Source organism: Microvirga sp. BF8, assembly GCF_059888585.1.
In genome coordinates this window covers 4021066-4041760 of record NZ_CM187619.1, presented here as the reverse complement: position 1 = coordinate 4041760, position 20695 = coordinate 4021066, and the positions used below count along the sequence as shown (strand labels likewise).

Here is a 20695-nt window from a genome sequence, read left to right as displayed (position 1 = left end):
TCTCTCAGGCTCTTTCGTTGCACCGGATGAATTGGTGCCGTGTCTATCAGAGAGCCGTCGACGAGGCAATCAAGATATAAAGATGTCTTTATATGTTCCCGGTCACTCGTCCTCGCCGAACTTGTTCGAGACGAGGTCGTCGATGGCCTGCAGGCAGGAATCGGCGTCCTGTCCCTTGGCGATGACGGTGATGGTGGTGCCCTGGGCCGCAGCCAGGGTCAGCAGCCCCATGATCGATCGCCCGCCCACGGTCTCGCCGCAGCGGGTGACGGTGACATCGGAACCGAAGCGTTCCACGGTCTGCACGAACTTGGCGGAGGCGCGGGCGTGCAACCCCCGCCGGTTGGTGATCCGGATCTCCCGGACCTGGGCGCCATCGGGGACGGAGGTTGGCGGGCAGTCACAATCCTCGTCGACGGAACGGTCCATGTGAGTCTATTTCCCGGTCAGAACACGCGATGCAATGTTGATATATTTCCGACCCGCTTCCTGAGCATGGGAGACGGCGTCGGTCAACGATTCCTCGTCGCGGACGCTGGCCAGTTTGATGAGCATCGGCAGGTTGATCCCGGCGACGACTTCGACCGAGCTGCCGTTCATGCACGACAGGGCCAGATTCGAGGGCGTTCCCCCGAACATGTCGGTGAGGACCACGACGCCCTGGCCCGAATTGACGCGACAGACCGCGGCCATGATGTCCTTGCGCCGCGTTTCCATGTCGTCGTCCGGTCCGATCGTGATCGTTTCGAGCTGCTCCTGGGGCCCCACTACGTGCTCGAGCGCAGCCTTGAACTCTGTCGCGAGTTGCCCGTGGGTGACGAGCACCATGCCAATCATAATGTTACTGGTCCGATCGCTCCTTTGAGCGGAGCCGCTATTTTGTGCACCGCGAAGCTAAGCGCAAGAGCAGAGAAGATAAAAACTTCATCACACCGTCACCACCGCGTCGTAGACACCGCTCAGACTGCCCAGGGCGATGTCGAGCAAGGGTGCCCCAGTTTGGGCGCGGATGCGACGGAGCAAGACGCCGCAGAGCAGAATGTGGGAATCCGCGGCTTCGGGATGGCGAAGCGGCTCCTCCTCCGAAAGGTCGATGACGAGCCGGATCACCGCGGCTCCCTCGAACGGGCCCTGCACGATCCCGATACCCCTGATTTCCCGATAGCCGGCGATGGATGCGACCGGTCGCGCCACCAGGCGGCCGTTGCGCGCCTGCAGCCTGGTCCGGTCGTCGCTGACGAGGCAGGCGAAAAGACCGCTCGCATGGGCCTGCCGCACCAGCTCGCGGGCGAGGGTCGACTTGCCGGAGCCGGATGCCCCCCGGATCAGGATCCCCGCCTCGCCGATCATGGCGCAGCCGGCGTGGATCGTTCCGTCGCCCGTCATGGCGGTCACCCCTGCTGGCCGGCCGCCGGCAGGCGGATGACGAAGCGGGCGCCGAGCCGCCGCGGCTCGCCGGTCTCGTCCGGCGGCCCCAGGCGATTCTCGGCCCGGATCGTGCCGCGATGCGCCTCGATGATCTGCCGGGAAATGGACAGGCCGAGCCCGGAATTCTGGCCGAACCCCTGTTCGGGCCGGTCGGTGTAGAAGCGCTCGAAGATCCGGTCGAAGGCATGAGGCTCGATGCCGGGGCCGTCATCCTCCACGACGATCTCGACGTCGCCCTTGCGCCGGCGCAGGAAGATCCGCACCGTCCCGCCGGGGGGCGAAAAGGAGCGGGCATTGTCGATCAGGTTGTTGAACACCTGGCCCAGCCGGTTGTCGTGGCCTAAGATGGTGAAGAGCTTGCGCCCTTCCGGCTCGACCTTGAGGAGCACGACAGGATCACCCTCGCGCCGGCGCTCGTTCGCCACCGACACCACGGCTTCCAGAAGTCGCGCCATGTCGATCGGCTCGGCATCGGCACGGGCAAGCTCGGCATCGAGGCGCGACGCATCCGAAATATCGCTGATCAGCCGGTCGAGGCGCCTCACGTCGTGCTGGATGATCGACATGAGACGTTTCTGGGAATCCTCGCTGCGGGCCAGAGGGAGCGTCTCCACGGCGCTGCGCAGGGAAGTGAGGGGGTTCTTCAGTTCATGGGCAACGTCCGCGGCAAAGCTCTCGATGGCATCGATCCGGTTGTAGAGCGCCCGTGTCATGTCGCGCAGCGCACCGGAAAGATGGCCGATTTCGTCGGAGCGGTTCGTGAAATCCGGGATCTCCTGGCGCGACTTCGTTCCCCATCGGACCCGCTCGGCGGCTTCAGCCAGGCGCCGGACGGGACCGGCGATGGCGCCCGCGAGCAGGAGCGAGAGCACGATCATGACCAGCGCGGCGATCACGAACACCTGGAGCAGGGCGAAGCGTTCCGAAGCGATGATGGCGTCGATGTCCCCGCCCTGCGTCGAAAGCAACAGAACGCCCTGGACCGCCCGGAATCGCTGGACCGGAACGGCGACGGACACGATCGTGTCGCCGCGGGCGTCGGTGCGAACCTCGGAGGCCCGCTGGCCGCCGAAGGCCTGCTGCACCTCCGGGAGGGACTTGCCGTTGCTGGGTCCCGGTTCCTCATAGACCGCGCGTTTCTTCCGTCGGAACAAGCTGCGGATGGTGTTCCAGCTCCGCTCGATGAAGCTCGTATCCTCGTCCGCAACCGGGGGCAGGTCCTGGCGGAGAATGTCGCCACGGGAATAGAAGTTGCGCGAGTCGAGCAGGAGAGCGCCCTCCCGGTCGAAGATCCGGGCGCGTGTCCGGGTCGGGGTCACCAGGCGACGGAGGAGGGGAGCGACCCGCTCGGGATTGATCGAGAACTCGAGCGGCGAAAAGCTCTCCTCGTTGAACCTCTCCGTCTGGCCGGCTTGCATCTGCAGGAGCTTGTCGGGATCGATGGTGATCGTGTCGGTTTCCACCGTCGCCGAGCTGGCAATGGCGCCCGCGATGATCTCGCCCTGCGTCAGGAGGCTGAGGACCCGGGCCTCGATGAGTCCCTGCCGGAACTGGTTGAGGTAGAGGAAGCCGATGAGCAGGGCGACGAGTCCGCCGAGATTGAGCACCACGATGCGCCGGGTCAGACTCGACGAGGCGCGCTGCGTCAGCATGCGGCCAAGGCGCCTCAGCCGCGCAAGCAATCCGCGCGGTGGAGGAGGGTCGTCGGTCACGGCTTCAACGTCGATCGGGTCAGCCTTCATGCCTCTCTCAGGGCTTTCGGGCGTCAGCCTTCCTTGAAGCGATAGCCGACGCCGTAGAGGGTCTCGATCATTTCGAAGCTAGGGTCAACCGACTTGAACTTCTTGCGCAGGCGCTTGATGTGGCTGTCGATGGTGCGGTCATCCACGTAGACTTGGTCGTCGTAGGCCGCATCCATCAGCGCATTGCGGCTTTTCACCACGCCGGGGCGGGTCGCGAGTGCCTGAAGGATCAGGAATTCGGTCACGGTGAGCGTCACTGGCTCGCCCTTCCAGGTGCAGGCATGGCGCTCCGGATCCATCTTGAGCTGGCCGCGCTCAAGCGCCTTCGCATCCGCCTCGCGGGGGGAGGACTGATCCCGTGGTGCGAAGCGGCGCAGAACCGCCTTCACGCGCTCGACGAGAAGCCGTTGGGAGAAGGGTTTCCGGATGAAGTCGTCGGCGCCCATCTTGAGGCCGAACAGCTCATCGATCTCCTCGTCCTTGGAGGTCAGGAAGATCACCGGCAGATCGGATTTCTGACGCAGCCGGCGCAGGAGCTCCATCCCGTCCATGCGCGGCATCTTGATGTCGAAGATCGCCAGATCCGGCGGGGCATGCTTCAGGCCGTCGAGAGCCGAGGCACCGTCGGTGTAGGTCTGGATCCGGTATCCCTCCGCCTCGAGGGCGATGGAGACCGAGGTGAGGATGTTGCGATCGTCATCGACGAGAGCGATCGTTGGCATGAACTCTTCCTTGCTTGAATCGACCGGCGGCGGCGCGTTCCGAAATAACGCCTGAGGCGAGAAAACGTGCCGAACTGTGCCTTTCTGATGGCATAAGTAAGGTTTCCCCGGCAAAGTGCCAGGGGTCGGCAAGCCGTTCCGGATATTTAACGATGTCACCTCAACCGTAGATGAACGGGTATTAGGTGGGCCCCATGGCAAAAATGGAATGAAATGGAACGCCGTCGGTTGACGGCGACGCTTCAGGTCTTAAACAATCCCCCCGCCTCGTGCGGAAGGAAACCTTATACCGCAAGGGGCCGTTAAGAGACAGCGCCATCTGGCATGGCATCCGGGCCGCTTCGCGCGGCCGGCGATCAGGAGAAGTCTTTCGTGGACACTATCGGCGTCTTCAACAGCGCGCATGGCGCTGAAGCCATCGGCTTCCGCAATCTGAAACGGGTCTTTTGGAATCTCGAGGCCCCAGCCCTTTACGAGCAATCCCTGACCAGGGGTGAAACCCAGCTCGTCCGCGGTGGGGCGCTCCTCGCCGAGACCGGCGTGCACACCGGCCGCTCTCCCAAGGACAAGTTCGTCGTCCGGGACGCCGCAACCGAGGACGCCGTGTGGTGGGACAACAACGGCGCCATGACGCCCGAGCATTTCGAGACCCTGCTGCAGGACTTCCTGGCCCATGCCAGGGGCAAGGAACTGTTCGCCCAGGATCTCTACGGCGGCGCCGATCCGTCCTATCGCGTCAAGGCGCGGGTCTTCACGGAATACGCCTGGCATTCCCTGTTCATCCGCAACCTGCTCATCCGTCCCGAACTGGGCGAGCTGAAGGATTACGTTCCGGAACTCACCATCATCGACCTGCCCTCCTTCAAGGCGGATCCGGCCCGTCACGGCTGCCGTTCGGAAACGGTGATCGCCTGCGACTTCACGCGCAAGATCGTGCTGATCGGCGGCACGTCCTATGCGGGCGAAATGAAGAAGTCTGTCTTCACCTATCTCAACTACGTGCTGCCCGGCGAATACGTCATGCCGATGCATTGCTCGGCCAATGTCGGCCACTCGAATGACGTTGCGGTCTTCTTCGGGCTCTCGGGCACCGGAAAGACGACATTGTCGGCCGATCCGAACCGGATCCTGCTCGGTGACGACGAGCATGGCTGGAGTCCGAACGGCGTCTTCAACTTCGAGGGCGGCTGCTATGCCAAGACCATCCGCCTGTCGCGCGAGGCCGAGCCCGAGATCTTCGCCACCACCGAGCGCTTCGGCACGGTGCTCGAGAACGTGACTGTCGATCCGATCACCCGCATTCCCGATTTCGACGATGCGTCGAAGACCGAGAACACACGCTGCGCCTACCCGCTCGACTTCATTCCGAATGCCAGCCCCACGGGCCGCGCGGGGATTCCGAAGAACATCGTGATGCTCACCTGCGATGCCTTCGGCGTATTGCCGCCCATCGCGAAGCTGACCCCGGCTGAAGCCATGTATCACTTCCTCTCCGGGTACACCGCGAAGGTGGCGGGCACGGAGAAGGGCGTGAAGGATCCGGAGGCGACCTTCTCCACCTGCTTCGGTGCGCCGTTCATGCCGCGCCATCCGTCCGTGTATGGCAACCTGCTGCGGGACCTCATCGCCAAGCACCACGTGGATTGCTGGCTGGTGAATACCGGCTGGACCGGCGGCAAGTACGGCACCGGCCGGCGCATGCCGATCCGCGTCACGCGCCGCCTGCTGACCGCCGCCCTCGATGGCTCGCTCTCTCGCGCGGATTTCCGCCGCGACCCGTATTTCGGTTTCGCCGTGCCCACCTCCGTGCCCGGTGTCGAGCCGCACATCCTCTACCCGGTCAAGACCTGGGCGGATAAGGCGGCTTTCGCCCAGACCGCGAAGCGCCTCGTCGACATGTTCAACGAGAACTTCAAGCGCTTCGAGGATCATGTGGACGCCGATGTGAGGGCAGCCGCCCCGCAGACCTCGATTGCGGCCTAGGTGCTTTCCTGCTTTGAAGGGAAGAGGCGGCGGCTTTCGGGCCGCCGCTTTTCGTTGAGGTGTCGGAAATGGACGTACTTGTCATCGGTGCCGGGGTTGTCGGCCTCGCCGTTGCCCGAGCGCTCGCCCGGCGCGGCCATAGCGTGATCGTCGCCGAGGAGACGGGCGGGATCGGCAACGGCGTGTCCTCCCGCAACAGCGAGGTGATCCACGGGGGCATGTATTACCCTTCGGGCTCCTTGCGCGCCCGCCACTGCGTCGCCGGACGGCGGATGCTCTATGCGTTCTGCGAGAGCCACGGCGTTCCCCATGCCAGGTGCGGCAAGCTCATCGTCGCGACGAACGATCTCGAGCAGGCGAAGATCGAAGGCATCTACGAGCAGGGCATCGCCAACGGTGTCGAGGGATTGTCCTTCCTGAGCGCTGCCGAGGCGAAGGCCCTCGAGCCAAACCTCGCCTGCACCGGCGCGGTGCTCTCCCGCGAGACGGGGATCGTCGACAGTCATGCCCTCATGCTGGCCCTCCAGGGCGACCTCGAAGCCGCGGGCGGCATGATCGCCTTCCACTCCCGGGTCGAGCGTATCGCGCGGGCAGCGAATGGCTGGGAGGCGCATACGGGCGGCGCGGAGCCGGCGGCCCTTCCCGTCGATGCCGTGATCAATGCCGCAGGCCTGGGCGCCCAGGCACTGGCCCTCACGACGGAGGATTATCCGGAAAGCCGCGTGCCGCCGCTGGTCCTCGCCAAGGGCAATTATTTCGGCTGCCTCGGCAAGCCCGCCTTCTCGCACCTGATCTATCCTGCCCCCGTCGATGGCGGCCTGGGGACCCATGTCACCCTGGATCTTGCCGGGCGCATGCGCTTCGGTCCGGACGTGGAATGGATCGAGCGTGAGGCCTACCAAGTCGATCCGCATCGCGCCGAGAGCTTCTATGCCTCCATCCGCCGCTACTGGCCCGGCCTCCCCGACGGCGCGCTGGTGCCCGATTATGCGGGCATCCGCCCGAAACTCACCGGACCCGGTGAGAAGGCGGCGGATTTCATCATCGATGGTCCCGCGGAGCATGGCTTGCCCGGGATCGTGCACCTCTTTGGCATCGAGAGTCCCGGGCTGACCTCGAGCCTGTCGATCGCGGAAGATGTGGCGGATCGGCTGGGCGACTGATCTCCTCCATCATTCCGGGCCAGGCCCATAGGCCGTCCCGGAATGACAGGAGCGGCCCCCCTAATGCCGGAAGAACAGCAGGGTCGCGACGATGAAGATCGGAATCAGGATCAGTCCCGACCAGAGGAGATAACCGAAGAAGCTCGGCATGCTCACGCCGTTCTCGCGGGCGATGGCATAGACCATGAAGTTCGGAGCGTTGCCGATATAGGAGTTGGCGCCCATGAACACGGCGCCGGCCGAGATGGCGGCCAGGGTCAGCGCGCCGGTCGTCATCAGATGCTGGGGATCGCCGCCGGCGAGCTCGAAGAAGACGAGATAGGTCGGGGCGTTGTCGAGGAACGACGACAGGCCGCCGGTGAGCCAGAAATAGGCGGCATTGTTGGCGCTGCCGTCCGGATTCGAGACCAATGCGACGAGGGGTGCGAAGGGCCCTTCCGCGCCGGCCTTGAGCATGGCGAGCACGGGGATGATCGCCACGAAGATGCCGGCGAAGAGCTTGGCGACTTCCTTGATCGGGCCCCACGAAAAGCCGTTCTCCTCGCGGCTCGCCTGTGGGGTCAGGGCGAGGGAGACCAGGGTCACGGCGATCATGATCGCGTCGCGCATCGCATTGGCGGTCTCGATCTCCGTGCCGAAGAGGGTGAAGCGGCCGAGATCGGCGGTGGCGCTGAAGAGAATGGCACCGATGATGACGAGAATCAGGATGAAATTGATGCCGCCCTTGATATGCACCGGCTGGTCCGGGGTGGGGTCGGGACGGACGCGCCCCTCCTTGCGATAGAGATAGGCATCGAAGACGAAGAAGAGCGCGAGCAGTACGACGCTGACGAACACGGTTTCCGGAAAGAGATGGGTCGTGGTCCAGAAGAAGTCGACCCCGCGCAGGAAGCCGAGGAAGAGCGGCGGGTCGCCCAGCGGAGTCAGCGAACCGCCGATATTCGACACCAGGAAGATGAAGAACACGACCACATGGGCATTATGGACGCGGTCGTCGTTCGCGCGCAGGACGGGGCGGATCATCACCATCGACGCGCCGGTGGTGCCGATGAGGCTCGCCAGCACCGTGCCGATGGCGAGCAGGACGGTGTTGGTTGCCGGCGCGCCGTGGATATTGCCCCTGATGAGGATGCCGCCCGCGACCGTGAACAGGGCGAGCAGGAGCAGGATGAAAGGAATGTATTCGAGGAAGGCCGTATGGACGAGAGCACTGACGGCCGTCGATGGCCCATAGGCGAGAGCCATCGGAACGAGGACGAGAAGTCCCCACAGGGTGGCGATCTTCCCCTGGTGATGCTCCCAGGCGTGGGCCGCCAGCAGCGGGAAGAGGGCGATCGAGAGCAGGATGCCCGCGAAAGGCAACGCCCAGACCGGGCCGAGGCTGCGCCCGTCGAGCTCCGCCGCGAAGGCGGCCTCCGGCAAAACGATCAGCGCTGCGGCAAGCGCCAGGCTCAAGGCACGAAGCATAAAAATCCCCCCTCGCCAGTGCGGCTGGCCAAATGCCGCTGCGTTGTGCGACGCCGCGACGTTTAGAGCAATTTGGCGGAAAGTGGGAACCGGTTTTCAAAACCGAGGGGCGACGGCACTCCCCGCGAGGCATGGAATGGGATACCGCCGGCCCGTTAACCGGCTGTTCACCCTGTCCGAAAGACAGTAAAACAACGTTTCAGACGGTGCCGCTCGGGGACTGGGAACAAAGATGTGCCGCTTTCTTGCCTATCGGGGAGAGCCGATCTTCCTGACCGACCTTGTCTGCGCGCCTGCGCATTCCCTTGTCCACCAGTCGCTCCACGCGGTGGAGGCCAAGACAGAGACCAACGGGGACGGGTTCGGCATCGGTTGGTACGGCGAGCGTGACGAGCCGGGGCTCTATCGCGAGGTTCGCCCAGCCTGGTCGGATGAGAACCTCAGGAGCCTGTGCGATCAGGTACGCTCCCGGCTTTTCTTCGCTCATGTGCGCGCCTCCACCGGCACCTCCACAACCCGGGCCAATTGCCATCCCTTCGCCCATGGGCGTCACCTTTTCATGCACAATGGCCAGATCGGCGGTTACGGGCGAATCAAGCGTCGCCTCGAGGCGCTCATTCCCGACGAGCTTTACGACAAGCGGCACGGCACGACGGATTCGGAAGCGATCTTCCTCCTCGCCCTTGCCAACGGACTCGAAGCCAATCCCGTGGCGGCCATGGCACGCACCCTCAAGCAGGTGCGCGGCCTGATGGAGGAGGCCGGCATCGCCGAGCCCTTGCGATTCACGGCTGCCGTGACCGACGGCGACAGCCTCTGGGCTTATCGCTGGTCCTGCGATGGCCAGCCGCCGACCCTGTATTTCCGCGAGAGTGCCGGCAACCTTCTCGTGGTCTCCGAGCCCATCGACGACAAGGCCATGGGCTGGCGCGAGGTGCCCAAAGGCTGCAGCCTCGCCGCCCGCGTCGGCAGAAACGTTGCGGTCGAGTGCCTCAACGAGGCCATGGGTCGCCTGGCGGCCTGAGGCTTTTGTCCGCGCCCGCCTCAGGCTGCGTCGCGGGAGAGATCCGGCGACGAGATGAGGGGGAGGAGGGCGCCGCGCAGGGCCTCCATCTGGAGTTCCGTCTCCGAGACGGGAGCCATGGCCTCCGAGGCAGCCGCCATCCTGAGGCGCGCAATCTCCGCAGTGAGCCGGGCATTCTCGGCCGTCAGGTCCGCCAGACGGGCTTCCATCTGCCGGACCCGGACCAGGGCGGCATCGCGCTCCGCTTCGCGCAGATTCACCCGGTCGCGCCAGAGGCGGGTCGCAATGGTTTCTGATTCGTCGCTCATCGGATCCTCCGCGCATGCATCGCGGACATCCATGGCCTTGGCTGTCGCCGCGCCGCGGACCGCCCGCGGCCCGACATTGCGCATGTGACTGTTAAGGCATCGTTGCCGTTTGCCTGAGGGACATTCCAGCCGATGCTCGTGTCCTCGGGCGGCGCACGCCGGTCACGGCGAACCGGCTCCTGTAAGTGCGCTAGCCGTCGAGTTCGGGATAGTGCCGGAAAATCCCGTCCTCGTTGAAGGGGATGCGCCGCTCGCTGGCGAGATAGGCCCTGATCCGTGGCCTCACCGCTACGGCATCGCACAGGGCCGCGACGTGCGGGGTCTTGCGCAAGGCCCGCCTCGCAGCCTCGGGAAACGCGTAGGAGAGGCCTGCCAGGACCTGGAAAAGGGACAGGTCGGCATAGGTGGCCGCCGCGCCAACGAGGTGAGCGTGGCCGGCCTGGTTCCGCTCGAGGATGGTCTCGAACCAGCCGAGGAATTTGGGCATGCGGTTCCGGCGAAACTCGGCGGCTCGGCGGAGCGCTTCCTCCCTCTGGTCCTCGTAGTAGAGGCTGATCGCAACCGGGTGATGCGTGTCATGGGCTTCCCCGACGAAATCGGCGATGGTGAGCTGGATCTGGTGCGTCCACAGCCCGCCCGCCGGGTCCTTGGGAGCCAGACCGTGCCGGGCGCCGAGATAGAGAAGAATCGCCGCCGTCTGCCCGATTATCGTATCGCCGTCCTTCAGGAAGGGCGGAGCGAATGGCGGCCTGTCCGAGGTCTCCATCAGGCGCATCATGGCAGACATGCCCTTCGGCTCCCGTGCCACATCGACATAATCCGCACCTGCATCCTCGAGCGCGAGCCGCACGAATTCCCCGCGTCCCTGGATGCTGGGCCAATAGTAGAGTTCGTAGGACATGAAGGGCTCCTGACACGCCCTCGTCACCCGATCGACCGAGGGTTTCGACGAACCACCATCTGGCGCAGGGGCCGGGTTGGAAAAGGGTCTCGCCAGCAACAAAAAGGCGCCCGATGCGGGCGCCTCCTTGCTTGCGGTCCGGCACTTCGCCAGTCCGATGGTCAGATCGCGAAGAAGTCGTGATAGGTCATCTTGAGGCCCTTCTTCAGCGTAGCGAAGGCAACGGCTTTGTGCGCGCCGATGCCGTCGTCGTCGTAATAAAGGACGCCCTTTTTCTTGTCGTAGATGATCCGGTCATCCTTATCGTGAGCCTTGGCGCCGGTGTAGAACATCTTGCTCGCAAGCGCGGCCGGCTTCGTGAGGGAGCCTTTCGAGCCGACCTTGAAGTACTTGTTCTCCAGGTAGATCGAATCGTCCTTCACCACGAAGTCCAGGATCTTGTCGGCATTGCCTTTCGTCTTCGGGTTCGAATCGAACACGAAGATGTCGCGGCCCGTGCCGCCTGTGAGCTTGTCGGCGCCGAGCCCGCCATGGATCCGGTCGTTACCGCCATAGCCGAGGAGGGAGTCGCTGCCGGCATTGCCGTAGATGATGTTGGCGCCATCGTTTCCGGCGAGGAGGTTGGCGTAGGCGTTGCCCTTCAGGGTGATCGAGGCGGTGCCGGAGCCGGTGATGTTCTCGATCCCGACGAGGGTGCCGAGATCGTAGCTGACATTGACGATCACCGTATCGACATCGCCGGAGCCGCTGTCGCGAACGACATCGCCGACATTGTCGATGTAGTAGACGTCGTTGCCCGCGCCGCCGTCCATGTAGTCGGCGCCCGCGCCGCCGTTCAGCATGTCGTTTCCGCCATAGCCGAGGAGCGTGTTGTTGGCGCTGTTGCCGACCAGGCTGTTGTTCCAGCCGTTGCCGGTGAGGCTGATCGCATCGGAGCCCGTGGCAATCATGTTCTCGATATAGGCTTCGAGCGTGTGACTGACGGAAGAATAAGCCGTGTCAATGCTCCCGTCGGCACTCTCCTGGAGCACGTCGCCGGCATCGTTCACGATAAAGGTGTCGCCGCCGGCCCCGCCGATCATCACATCGGCGCCAGCGCCTCCGTCGAGATAGTCGTTCCCTGCGCCGCCATTGAGCACGTTGACGCCTGCGCCGCCGACGAGGTTGTCGGCGAAGTTCGAGCCGATGACGTTCTCGAAGTTCGTATAGGTATCGCCGGCTGCATCGCCCGCTGTACCCTTGCCTTCGGCGAGGTTGACTGCGACGCCCGCGCTCGCCCCTTTGAAGGTCAGAGTGTCGATTCCATCCTTGCCATCGAGGTTGTCGCCAGAGAACTCCGATGGGGCATAGATATCGCTATGCGACGTGCCGGTCACGGTGACCTTGGCCGTCCGGAGGTCCAGGACGGTTGTGGAGATCAGGCCGTTGCCAAGGGACGGGTCGTGCCATGAAACGGCCAGGCGCCCGTCGGCCGTTTCCGAAATGGCCGGGTCCTTCTGCGAGCCCGGACCGTCGAGGGATGCGCGGGCATTGACCTTGAGCGGCTGACCCGCCACGCCGTCGGCCCCGACGATGCGAACGTAGACGTCGCCGAAATCAGGGCCGTCCGCCGCAACATAGGCGACGGCGAGTCCGCCGCTCTTCAAGGCCGTCGCGCTCACGCAATCGAAGTCGGAATTCGGCTTCGCCCCGCCGATGCTGGTGACGAGATCGTTGCCGAGCGTATCCTTGCTCGGCGTGCCATTGGCTTCATAGAAATGAGCTTCGACCCCGGAAGCGCCCTTATCAACGATAAAGGCGAATTTGCCGTTCGGGAGGCCCGTCGCCGGATCCTTCAGCGCGACTGCATCGGCCCTCGTGCCGGAGATCGTCAATCCAGCACCCACAGCACCATCGGATATGATTTTAAAAGCGACATTGGTTGAATCGCTCTTATAGGTCACGAGATGCTTGCCCCCTCCAAGAAAGGCAACATCCGGCAGATCAACCCCAGAGCCAGTGGCAACCTCAACAAACACTCCGTTCTGAATGAACTTAACAGCCCTGGTGGATCCGTTCTTCTCGATGTAGGTCGTCGCCCAGGAGTTTGATATCGTATCGGCGCTCGTCTGTGCCCCGTCCGTATCGGTGATCGCATTCAAAGCTGATGCATCGCCATTCTGTGATCCGTCGAAGTTGAACTTCTGATTGCGCAGCGTACGACCAGAAACCGGGTTGCTTTCCGTCCAGGTGATGACGAAGCCGCCATCCGCATCATACGCGTAGACATCGGAGAATTGCTGCGCGAGGGTTGACGACTCGACAAAGTTGACGGTGCCCGACTTGGCGCCGTTCCCGTCGTAAAGCTGGAACGCGATCTTCGCGTTCTCGCGCCAAGTCACGACATATCCGCCGTTCGGCAGCATTGTCAGCGCATCGCGATCGAGACTGCCGCCGGAGCGGACGGCATCTTCTGTTCCCCAAAACTTGTAAGTCATACTCTTGGTCTCCTTGGCGGAAGGGTTGGCGGCGTTTGCCGGTCGCCCGGGCGAAGTTCTGTCGAGAGGTTGAAGTTGGGCGAAAAGGCCCGCATTGCGGTATGAATTAAGAAATGGTCGACGTAGTCTTGTCAGGCCTGCCGAATTGACATGCAGCCATCAAGCATTGGCCGCTGCATTGTGAGTAAAGCAACTCGATCAAGCGCTATATGACCGCGCGTCATGCCCAGCAACTCTCCATTCGGGGAGGTCGACCTGACAGATTTGCTTTACCTTACGTAATATCTATGGGGTATTTCTTCAGATAAGCCGCTGCGATTGCAGGGATAAATATCTCGGTGCCACATCCGGTCGCATCCGAGGGAAGCAAGCGCGGCTGTGCGTGGGAGCACATGCCTGGTTCCAGGGCCAGCGCATGCCGTTGCGGCAGGTCTGGCTTTCTTTTCGTTGTTCCTGTCCGCTTCAAGCCGAGGCGCCTAGTGCGCCTCGTCCCAGTTCTGCGCGGCGCGGGCTTCCACCGCGAGCGGCACCTTCAAAGTCACGGCGGGGAAGGGCGCCTCCGTCATCACGCGGGAGATGACCGGGAGCGTCGCCTCGATCTCCTCGTCGGGGGCTTCGAAGACCAGTTCGTCATGCACCTGCAGCAGCATGCGCGCGGACAGGCGCTCGGCCTTGAGCGCGTCCTCCATGCGGATCATGGCGCGGCGGATGATGTCGGCGGCGGTGCCCTGGATCGGGGCATTGATCGCCTGGCGCTCGACGGCGGCGCGCTCGGACGGATTGCCGGACTTGATCTGCGGATAATGGCAGACGCGCCCGAACAGCGTCGTCACGTAGCCTTTTTCCCGCGTCGCCTTCTTGATCTCGTCCATATAGGTGCGGATGCCGGGAAACCGCTCGAAATACTGCTTGATGAACGCGGCGGCTTCCGCATTGGGAATGCCCAGGCGCACGGCGAGGCCGAAGGCGGAAATGCCGTAGATGATGCCGAAATTGATCGTCTTGGCCTGGCGGCGCAGGTCCGGGGTCATCTGGTCGAGAGGCACGCCGAACATGGCCGAGGCTGTCGCCGCATGAATGTCCTGGCCCTTGGCGAAAGCCTCCTGCAATTGCGGGATGTCGGCGATGTGGGCCAGGATGCGCAGCTCGATCTGGCTGTAATCGGCGGAGATGATCTTGGAGCCTTCCGGCGCCACGAAGGCCTTGCGGATCTTGCGGCCGGCTTCCGTGCGGATCGGGATGTTCTGCAGGTTCGGTTCGGAAGAGGAAAGGCGCCCCGTCGTCGTCGCGGCGAGGGAGAAGGACGTGTGCACCCGCTTCGTGTCAGGATGCATGTGCTGCTGCAGAGTGTCCGTATAGGTCGATTTCAGCTTGGCGAGCTGGCGCCACTCGAGAATCTTCTCAGGCAGAACGTGGCCGGCCTGCGCCAGTTCGTCGAGCAGGGTCGCGGGCGTCGCCCACTGGCCCGATGGGGTCTTCTTCGCGCCCGGCAGTCCCATCTTGCCGAACAGAATGTCGCCGATCTGCTTCGGGGATCCCAAGGCGAACTTCTCGCCGGCGATCTCATGGATCTCGTCCTCGAGCCGCGCGAGGCTCTGGGCGAAATCGCCGGACAGGCGGCTGAGGATCTGACGATCCACCGCGATGCCGCGCATCTCCATGCGCGCGATCACGTCGACCAGCGGACGCTCCAGGGTCTCGTAGACGGTGGCGCGATGCTCACCGGCGAGGCGGGGCTTCAGCATGTGCCAGAGGCGCAGGGTGACGTCCGCGTCCTCGGCCGCATAGGCCGTGGCCTTCGCGATCTCGACCCGGTCGAAGCTCACCTTGTTGCGGCCGGTCCCGGCGACATCGGAGAAGCTGATGGGAGAGTGTCCGAGATGGCGGCGCGAAAGCTCGTCCATGCCGTGCGAGCCCTTGCCCGCGTCGAGCACGTAGGAGATCAGCATCGTGTCGTCGAGAGGACGCAGGTCGATGCCGTAACGCTTGAACACGACCCAGTCGTATTTCAGGTTCTGGCCGATCTTGAGGACGGACGGATCCTCCAGGAGCGGCTTGATCGCGGCGAGGGCGTTGTCGAGGGGAATCTGCCCGGGGACGAGACCGCCGCCGAAAAGGTCGGAATCGTTGCGGTGCTGAAGCGGGACATAGGCAGCCTTGCCGGGCGCGAGCGCCATCGAGAATCCGACGAGATCGGCGAGATTGGCGTCGAGCGCGCTGGTCTCCGTGTCGACAGCGAGATAGCCCTGTTCGCGGGCCTGCGACACCCATTCCGCGAGGCGTTCGACACTCGTGACCGTTTCGTAGGCCGACACGTCGACAGCCTGCGAGGCCGCTTCCGTGGCGCGCCGTCCGGCAAGCTGGGACGGGGTCCCGAGACCCTCCACGGGCCTGCGCTGCCCGGCCGTCTCCGGAAGGTCGAGCCCGGCGAAGGGATCGATATCGGCCGGGATCGCTCCGCCGCTGGAGAACGGCACGTCTTCTTCCGCGGCGATGGGACCGCCGAAGCGTTGCCAGGTGATCGCCTCGCCGCCGGGCATCAGCCGCGGATCCGGTTCGATCTGGGTGGGGTCCACGTCGTAAAGATCGGCGACGCGCCGGGTCAGGGTGCTGAATTCCATCGCCTTCAGGAACGCGATCAGCGCCTTCGGGTCCGGTTCCGGCAGGCGCACCGCATCGAGCGGCACCGGCAGCGGTGCCTCGCAATCGAGGGTCACGAGCTTCTTCGACAGGCGTGCCGCATCGGCGTTGGTGATCAGCGTTTCCCGGCGCTTGGGCTGCTTGATTTCCCCGGCGCGGGCGAGAAGCGTGTCGAGATCGCCGTATTCCTTGATCAGCTGCGCCGCCGTCTTGAGGCCGATTCCCGGGACACCCGGCACGTTGTCGGAGGTATCGCCCATGAGGGCGAGCACGTCGCCGATCTTCTCCGGCGGGATGCCCTCCCATTTTTCGGTCACGGCGGCTTCATCGAGATTCCGCTCGGGACGGTAGCCCGGCCTGCCCTTGGAGCCCGATTCGAAATCGTAGAAGCAGACGAGGGGACCGACGAGCTGCATCAGGTCCTTGTCCGAGGACACGATGAGCACGTTCGCGCCCCGCGCCTTGGCTTCCTGGGTGTAGGTAGCGATGAGATCGTCCGCCTCGTAGCGGGCCTGCTCGATAGGCTCAAGGCCGAAGGCGCGGATGGCCTCGCGCATCAGGGGCATCTGGACCTTCAGGTCCTCCGGCGCGTCCGGCCTGTGGCCCTTGTAGTTCTCGTAAAGCTCCTTGCGGAACGATCCCTCCGACTTGTCGAGCACGATGGCGAGGTGGGTCGGCATGAGGCCGGCCGCACCGTCGCGCACGAATTGCAGGAGCTTCGACACGAAGAGGCGCACGGCGCCCGTCGGCATGCCATCCGAAATGCGGCTGTTGTACTTCGAGTCCTGGTTCATGGACTGGAAGTAGGCCCGGAAGATGAAGGACGAGCCGTCGACGAGAAACACGTGATCGCCGGCGGTGACGGGGCGGGAGGAAGCCATTGGGTCTCGAATGTGAAGATCTCTCGTGCCAGAGAAATAAGGGCTTCGCGACCCGAAAGCTACGGCTTCGTGCCGGGGGCGGCTTTTTTCGCGCCCGGCCCGCCGCTGGGAACCCACCGGGCTCAGGCCGCCAGCGCCGCGACGATGTCCCGGGTCGAGCGGACCCGCGCCACGCGCGGCAGCGTCCTGTTCACGGCAAAGTCATGGAGGTCCGGTCCGAGGCTGCTCGAGGCGTCGTGCGCGACGAGCGTCGCGTAATTGAGCTGCCACGCATCCCGGACGGTCGATTCGACGCCGAAATTGGTCATCACGCCGCCGACGATCACGGTTCCGATTCCGCGCCGGCGCAGCTGAAGATCGAGTTCGGTCCCGAAGAAGGCGCTCCATTGCCGCTTGGTGATCAGAATGTCGGGCTGGAGGGCGGCGATGTCGGGCGCGAAGGTGCTCCAGTCGGCCGGCAACCCACCAGATGGGAGAACCATCGGCACGTCGGTCTCGCCCTGTGGCCTGTCCCGGTAATCGTCCGAAAAACTCACCCGCACCAGTGCGATGGTACCGCCTGCCCGTGACAGATGCGTGGCAAGCGCCGCGGCGTTGGCCACGACCTGTTCCCGGCTGTTCGGTGTCAGGGGCAGGCCGAGGGTGCCGTTCTGGAGGTCGATGAGAATCAGGGCGGTGCTGCGGGGATCGAGCTTCAGCATGGATGGACTTTCCGGTATCGAGGAGGGATGTCTCGAGCCCGCCCTGGCACGTCGCGAAACATGAGGGTAGGCTCATATTTTGGATATATGAGGATGTCCTCACAAAAAGCAAGGGCAAACACCGATCCGGAAGTGCGCGCCCCCCAGCGCCGCCGCGGGCGCGAGCGCGTCGCCTCCCTTCTGAAGGCCGGTGAGGAGGTTTTTGCCGAAAAGGGGTTCGATGCCGCGACCATGACCGAGATCGCCGTCCGCGCGGGGGCCTCGATCGGCTCGCTCTACCAGTTCTTTCCCACCAAGGAGCTTCTCGCCGACTCCCTGCAGAGCGCGAATGGCGAGGCCCTGTCGGAGATGCTTGGAGCCCTGGAGGCGACGGTGAGGGGGGCAACGCCGGCCGCTCTGGTCGAGCGGCTGTTCGCGGACCTGTCCGGCTTCCTCCTGGCGCACCCCTCCTTCGTCATCCTGTCCGACAGGCCGGCAGGGGACAAGGAGCAGAAGGCGGAGCGGCGGCGACGCATGCGCGGCCAGATCGCCACGCTGCTGACTGTCATCGATCCGCCGCTGTCCCGCGATCGTGCGGAACGAATGGCCGTGATCGTCCTTCATCTGATGCGCGTTTCGGTCGCCATCAGCGGCGAGGCCGACCTGATGATTCGGGACGAGGTCCTGGGCGACCTGCGCATGATGCTGCTTCGCCAGATCGAAGAGGCGGCCTGATGCCTCTCAGGCGGCCTTCAACCGGGCGAGATCGAGATCGAGTTCCCGCAGCGCCTGCATGACGACACCCTCGGTGAGAAGATCCATCGACGATTTCACGACCTGGATCGTGGTCAGGGCGCGCAGGGCGGGAATGGTCTGCGATTCCAGCGCCGCTTCGAAAGAGGGGCCGAGCAGGTCCATGGCCCGGGTGCCCGGGCCGCAGATCACGAGGTGATCCGGCTCCAAAGTCTGGATCAGGATGCTTGCGGCATCGCCCAGAACCTCTCCGGCCTCGCGAAAGAGACTGAGGAGGGCCGTGTCGCCGGCGCGCGCCTGGCTGACGATGGCGCTCATGGCATCCTCGCTCGGAATGAGCACGGACGGCGCCGGACGATGGTCGATCAACTGCGCATCGCGATGGAGCGCATAATCGGCCAGAAAGGCTTCGATGCAGCCGCGGCCGCCGCAGCGGCATTGCGGCCCGCCGCGGCGCAGGCGGACATGGCCGAACTCGCTGCCGCCCGAGCGCGCGCCGCGGTATAGCTCGCCCTGGACGAGGAAGCCGAGGCCGACGCCGTCCCCGATCATGAGGCATGCCGTGCGGCCGGAGCGCAGGGCCGGATCGCGCTGGGCAATGGCGAAGGCCATGGCGCTTGCATCGTTCTCGATCAGCACCGGCTTGTCGAGCCGTTCGGCGAGCCCGGCCGCCAGGGGCAGGTCGCGGGTGCCGAGAACCGGACTCCAGGCCACGACGCCCTCCCTCGTGTCCACATAGCCCTGGCAGGCGAGGCCGATGGCCTTCACATCCGGCGCGCCCGTATCGTGGGCGAAGGCGGTGATCGTTTCCGCGAGTACGTCCAGCAGGGCCTCGGCCTCGAGAGTCCGCAGCGGACGCTCCACATGCCGGCTCGCCCGGTTGCGTCCGGCGCTGTCGACCAGCCGCAGTTCGATGCGATTGAAGCCGGTCCAGACTCCGATCACCGAGCCGAGGGTTTCAGCAAGGAACAGGCGCACCTTCGGGCGGCCTCGGATCAAACCGGGCAGGGCATCCCCGCCCTCCTCGGCAACGAGGATTCCCTCATCGAGAAGGCTCGCTGTCAGGTCCGAAACGCTGGCCGGGCTCATGCCGAGCTGCTGGCCGATCTCTACGCGCGCCAGCGGACCCTCCCGGCGCAGAGCATCGAGGAGGCGCCGTCGGGCTGCTTCGCGGGGGGTGAGGGCCGGGATCGACATCCCCTCATATTTATTCGCGCGCTGAATAAAACAATTCAAAAAATAGGCTTCATCGACCAATTGCTAAGAGCCTGGCCGCTTGAAAGCCAGGTTGCGCAGGATAATTATTTCCACGCTCGAAAAATACACAGGGCGAGACGAGCACACATACCGGCTCCGGCACGCATCGGGGCGAGACGCTCGCCATGACAAAGAGGGCGCTGCGGGGACCGCGCTGCCCCAGGAGGGAAACCGATGTTAACCAGGAAGCATTTGCTTTTCAGTCTTGCCGCTCTCGCCCTGTCGGCGAATGCGGCCTTTGCGCAAGGGAAGGGGCCCGTAATCGGCGTCAGCTGGTCGAACTTCCAGGAGGAGCGCTGGAAGACGGACGAGGCGGCGATCAAGGCTGCCGTCGAGAAGGCGGGCGGCACCTATGTATCCGCCGACGCGCAATCCTCTCCCGCCAAGCAGCTGACGGATATCGAGAGCCTGATCGCCCGTGGCGCCAAGGCGCTGATCGTGCTGGCGCAGGATTCCGACGCCATTCGCCCGGCCGTCGAAAAGGCGGTGGCCGAGGGAATTCCGGTTGTCGGCTACGACCGCCTGATCGAAATTCCACAGGCCTTCTATCTCACCTTCGACAATGTGGAAGTCGGCCGGCTCCAGGCCCGCGAGGTGATGAAGGTGAAGCCCGAGGGCAACTATGTCTTCATCAAGGGTTCGGGCGCCGATCCGAATGCCAACTTCCTGTTTCAGGGCGCCATGGAGGTGCTCAAGCCGTCCATCGATGCCGGAAAGATCAAGAATGTCGGCGAGGCCTATACGGATGGCTGGCTCCCTGCCAACGCGCAGCGGAACATGGAGCAGTTCCTGACCAAGAACAACAACAAGGTCGATGCGGTCGTTGCCGCCAATGACGGCACGGCGGGTGGTGCGATCGCGGCCCTTGCCGCGCAGGGCATGGCCGGCTCCGTGCCGGTCTCGGGCCAGGATGCCGACAAGGCCGCGCTGAACCGGGTCGCCCTCGGCACACAGACCGTGTCGGTGTTCAAGGATGCCCGTGAACTCGGACGCAATGCGGCGGAGATTGCCCTCCAGCTTGCCGGCGGCAAGAAGCTGAACGAGATCAAGGGTTCCATGTCGTGGAATCTCGGTCCGAAGAAGCAGAACATGACAGCGATCTTCCTCACGCCGGTGGCGATCACGAAGGACAACCTCAACGTCGTCGTCGATGCCGGATGGGTGACGAAGGATGTCGTCTGCCAGGGCGTGAAGCCTGGCTCCGTGAAGGTCTGCAACTGAGCGATCCCGTCTTTTCGGGACGACGCTCCGTCATTCCGGGACGCACCT

At 64.3% G+C, this 20695-nt stretch carries 17 protein-coding genes; 5 read left to right on the top strand and 12 right to left on the bottom strand.

Translation table 11 applies throughout. The features are described from left to right. Positions 1–102 precede the first annotated feature (102 nt). The 5 genes from AC522E_RS19050 to AC522E_RS19030 form a co-directional block, all read right to left on the bottom strand. A complete protein-coding gene (locus tag AC522E_RS19050; RefSeq protein ID WP_500747801.1) occupies positions 103–429 on the bottom strand; it encodes an HPr family phosphocarrier protein in 327 nt (108 codons plus the stop codon). Positions 430–435: 6 nt separating this feature from the next. Further along, positions 436–837 carry a PTS sugar transporter subunit IIA gene (locus tag AC522E_RS19045; protein ID WP_500747800.1) on the bottom strand — a complete coding sequence of 134 codons (402 nt, stop codon included), beginning with the start codon at positions 835–837 and terminating at the stop codon, positions 436–438. A gap of 90 nt (positions 838–927) precedes the next feature. Beyond that, positions 928–1386, bottom strand: a complete 459-nt coding sequence (locus AC522E_RS19040; RefSeq protein WP_500747799.1) for an HPr kinase/phosphorylase — start codon at positions 1384–1386, stop codon at positions 928–930. 5 nt (positions 1387–1391) lie between these two features. Then, the gene (locus tag AC522E_RS19035; protein WP_500747798.1) at positions 1392–3170 is read right to left on the bottom strand and encodes a sensor histidine kinase; all 1779 of its coding nucleotides are present in this window, start codon (positions 3168–3170) and stop codon (positions 1392–1394) included. A gap of 23 nt (positions 3171–3193) precedes the next feature. Continuing rightward, positions 3194–3892 carry a response regulator gene (locus tag AC522E_RS19030; protein ID WP_500747797.1) on the bottom strand — a complete coding sequence of 233 codons (699 nt, stop codon included), beginning with the start codon at positions 3890–3892 and terminating at the stop codon, positions 3194–3196. 372 nt (positions 3893–4264) lie between these two features. Here AC522E_RS19030 and AC522E_RS19025 point away from each other — a divergent pair, with 372 nt between their 5' ends. Together AC522E_RS19025 and AC522E_RS19020 are read left to right on the top strand one after the other, a co-directional pair. Further along, positions 4265–5875 carry a phosphoenolpyruvate carboxykinase gene (locus AC522E_RS19025; protein WP_500747796.1) on the top strand — a complete coding sequence of 537 codons (1611 nt, stop codon included), beginning with the start codon at positions 4265–4267 and terminating at the stop codon, positions 5873–5875. Positions 5876–5943: 68 nt separating this feature from the next. Continuing rightward, entirely contained in the window at positions 5944–7038 is a 1095-nt protein-coding gene (locus tag AC522E_RS19020) for an NAD(P)/FAD-dependent oxidoreductase (RefSeq protein WP_500747795.1), read from the top strand. A 60-nt stretch (positions 7039–7098) separates the two neighbouring features. Here AC522E_RS19020 and AC522E_RS19015 read toward each other — a convergent pair whose 3' ends face one another. Then, the gene (locus AC522E_RS19015; RefSeq protein WP_500747794.1) at positions 7099–8505 is read right to left on the bottom strand and encodes a sodium:proton antiporter; all 1407 of its coding nucleotides are present in this window, start codon (positions 8503–8505) and stop codon (positions 7099–7101) included. Between the two features lie 232 nt (positions 8506–8737). Between AC522E_RS19015 and AC522E_RS19010 the strand changes: the two genes are divergently transcribed. Continuing rightward, a complete protein-coding gene (locus AC522E_RS19010) occupies positions 8738–9529 on the top strand; it encodes a class II glutamine amidotransferase (RefSeq protein ID WP_500747793.1) in 792 nt (263 codons plus the stop codon). A gap of 20 nt (positions 9530–9549) precedes the next feature. Here AC522E_RS19010 and AC522E_RS19005 read toward each other — a convergent pair whose 3' ends face one another. The 5 genes from AC522E_RS19005 to AC522E_RS18985 form a co-directional block, all read right to left on the bottom strand. Then, the gene (locus AC522E_RS19005; RefSeq protein WP_500747792.1) at positions 9550–9837 is read right to left on the bottom strand and encodes a hypothetical protein; all 288 of its coding nucleotides are present in this window, start codon (positions 9835–9837) and stop codon (positions 9550–9552) included. A 190-nt stretch (positions 9838–10027) separates the two neighbouring features. Beyond that, positions 10028–10738 (bottom strand): glutathione S-transferase, encoded by a 711-nt coding sequence (locus AC522E_RS19000; RefSeq protein ID WP_500747791.1) that lies wholly within the window; start codon positions 10736–10738, stop codon positions 10028–10030. Between the two features lie 161 nt (positions 10739–10899). Next, a complete protein-coding gene (locus AC522E_RS18995) occupies positions 10900–13215 on the bottom strand; it encodes a calcium-binding protein (RefSeq protein WP_500747790.1) in 2316 nt (771 codons plus the stop codon). 476 nt (positions 13216–13691) lie between these two features. After that, the gene (gene polA / locus AC522E_RS18990) at positions 13692–16736 is read right to left on the bottom strand and encodes a DNA polymerase I (RefSeq protein ID WP_500747789.1); all 3045 of its coding nucleotides are present in this window, start codon (positions 16734–16736) and stop codon (positions 13692–13694) included. 122 nt (positions 16737–16858) lie between these two features. Next, on the bottom strand, positions 16859–17437 hold the full coding sequence (locus AC522E_RS18985) for an isochorismatase family protein (RefSeq protein WP_500747788.1): 579 nt from the start codon (positions 17435–17437) through the stop codon (positions 16859–16861). A gap of 93 nt (positions 17438–17530) precedes the next feature. Between AC522E_RS18985 and AC522E_RS18980 the strand changes: the two genes are divergently transcribed. Continuing rightward, positions 17531–18151, top strand: a complete 621-nt coding sequence (locus AC522E_RS18980; protein WP_500747787.1) for a TetR/AcrR family transcriptional regulator — start codon at positions 17531–17533, stop codon at positions 18149–18151. 6 nt (positions 18152–18157) lie between these two features. On the opposite strand, the gene AC522E_RS18975 is transcribed toward AC522E_RS18980, so the two are convergent. Beyond that, entirely contained in the window at positions 18158–19366 is a 1209-nt protein-coding gene (locus AC522E_RS18975; protein ID WP_500747786.1) for an ROK family protein, read from the bottom strand. Positions 19367–19600: 234 nt separating this feature from the next. Here AC522E_RS18975 and xylF point away from each other — a divergent pair, with 234 nt between their 5' ends. Continuing rightward, positions 19601–20647 (top strand): D-xylose ABC transporter substrate-binding protein, encoded by a 1047-nt coding sequence (gene xylF / locus AC522E_RS18970; protein WP_500747785.1) that lies wholly within the window; start codon positions 19601–19603, stop codon positions 20645–20647. The last annotated feature ends 48 nt before the right edge of the window (positions 20648–20695 follow it).

Bases quoted from the DNA above. Each gene is read 5' to 3' on its own strand.
- AC522E_RS19050 (WP_500747801.1), bottom strand. From the start codon at position 429: ATGGACCGTTCCGTCGACGAGGATTGTGACTGCCCGCCAACCTCCGTC.
- AC522E_RS19045 (WP_500747800.1), bottom strand. From the start codon at position 837: ATGATTGGCATGGTGCTCGTCACCCACGGGCAACTCGCGACAGAGTTC.
- AC522E_RS19040 (WP_500747799.1), bottom strand. From the start codon at position 1,386: ATGACGGGCGACGGAACGATCCACGCCGGCTGCGCCATGATCGGCGAG.
- AC522E_RS19035 (WP_500747798.1), bottom strand. From the start codon at position 3,170: ATGAAGGCTGACCCGATCGACGTTGAAGCCGTGACCGACGACCCTCCT.
- AC522E_RS19030 (WP_500747797.1), bottom strand. From the start codon at position 3,892: ATGCCAACGATCGCTCTCGTCGATGACGATCGCAACATCCTCACCTCG.
- AC522E_RS19020 (WP_500747795.1), top strand. From the start codon at position 5,944: ATGGACGTACTTGTCATCGGTGCCGGGGTTGTCGGCCTCGCCGTTGCC.
- AC522E_RS19015 (WP_500747794.1), bottom strand. From the start codon at position 8,505: ATGCTTCGTGCCTTGAGCCTGGCGCTTGCCGCAGCGCTGATCGTTTTG.
- AC522E_RS19010 (WP_500747793.1), top strand. From the start codon at position 8,738: ATGTGCCGCTTTCTTGCCTATCGGGGAGAGCCGATCTTCCTGACCGAC.
- AC522E_RS19005 (WP_500747792.1), bottom strand. From the start codon at position 9,837: ATGAGCGACGAATCAGAAACCATTGCGACCCGCCTCTGGCGCGACCGG.
- AC522E_RS19000 (WP_500747791.1), bottom strand. From the start codon at position 10,738: ATGTCCTACGAACTCTACTATTGGCCCAGCATCCAGGGACGCGGGGAA.
- AC522E_RS18995 (WP_500747790.1), bottom strand. From the start codon at position 13,215: ATGACTTACAAGTTTTGGGGAACAGAAGATGCCGTCCGCTCCGGCGGC.
- polA (WP_500747789.1), bottom strand. From the start codon at position 16,736: ATGGCTTCCTCCCGCCCCGTCACCGCCGGCGATCACGTGTTTCTCGTC.
- AC522E_RS18985 (WP_500747788.1), bottom strand. From the start codon at position 17,437: ATGCTGAAGCTCGATCCCCGCAGCACCGCCCTGATTCTCATCGACCTC.
- AC522E_RS18980 (WP_500747787.1), top strand. From the start codon at position 17,531: ATGTCCTCACAAAAAGCAAGGGCAAACACCGATCCGGAAGTGCGCGCC.
- AC522E_RS18975 (WP_500747786.1), bottom strand. From the start codon at position 19,366: ATGTCGATCCCGGCCCTCACCCCCCGCGAAGCAGCCCGACGGCGCCTC.
- xylF (WP_500747785.1), top strand. From the start codon at position 19,601: ATGTTAACCAGGAAGCATTTGCTTTTCAGTCTTGCCGCTCTCGCCCTG.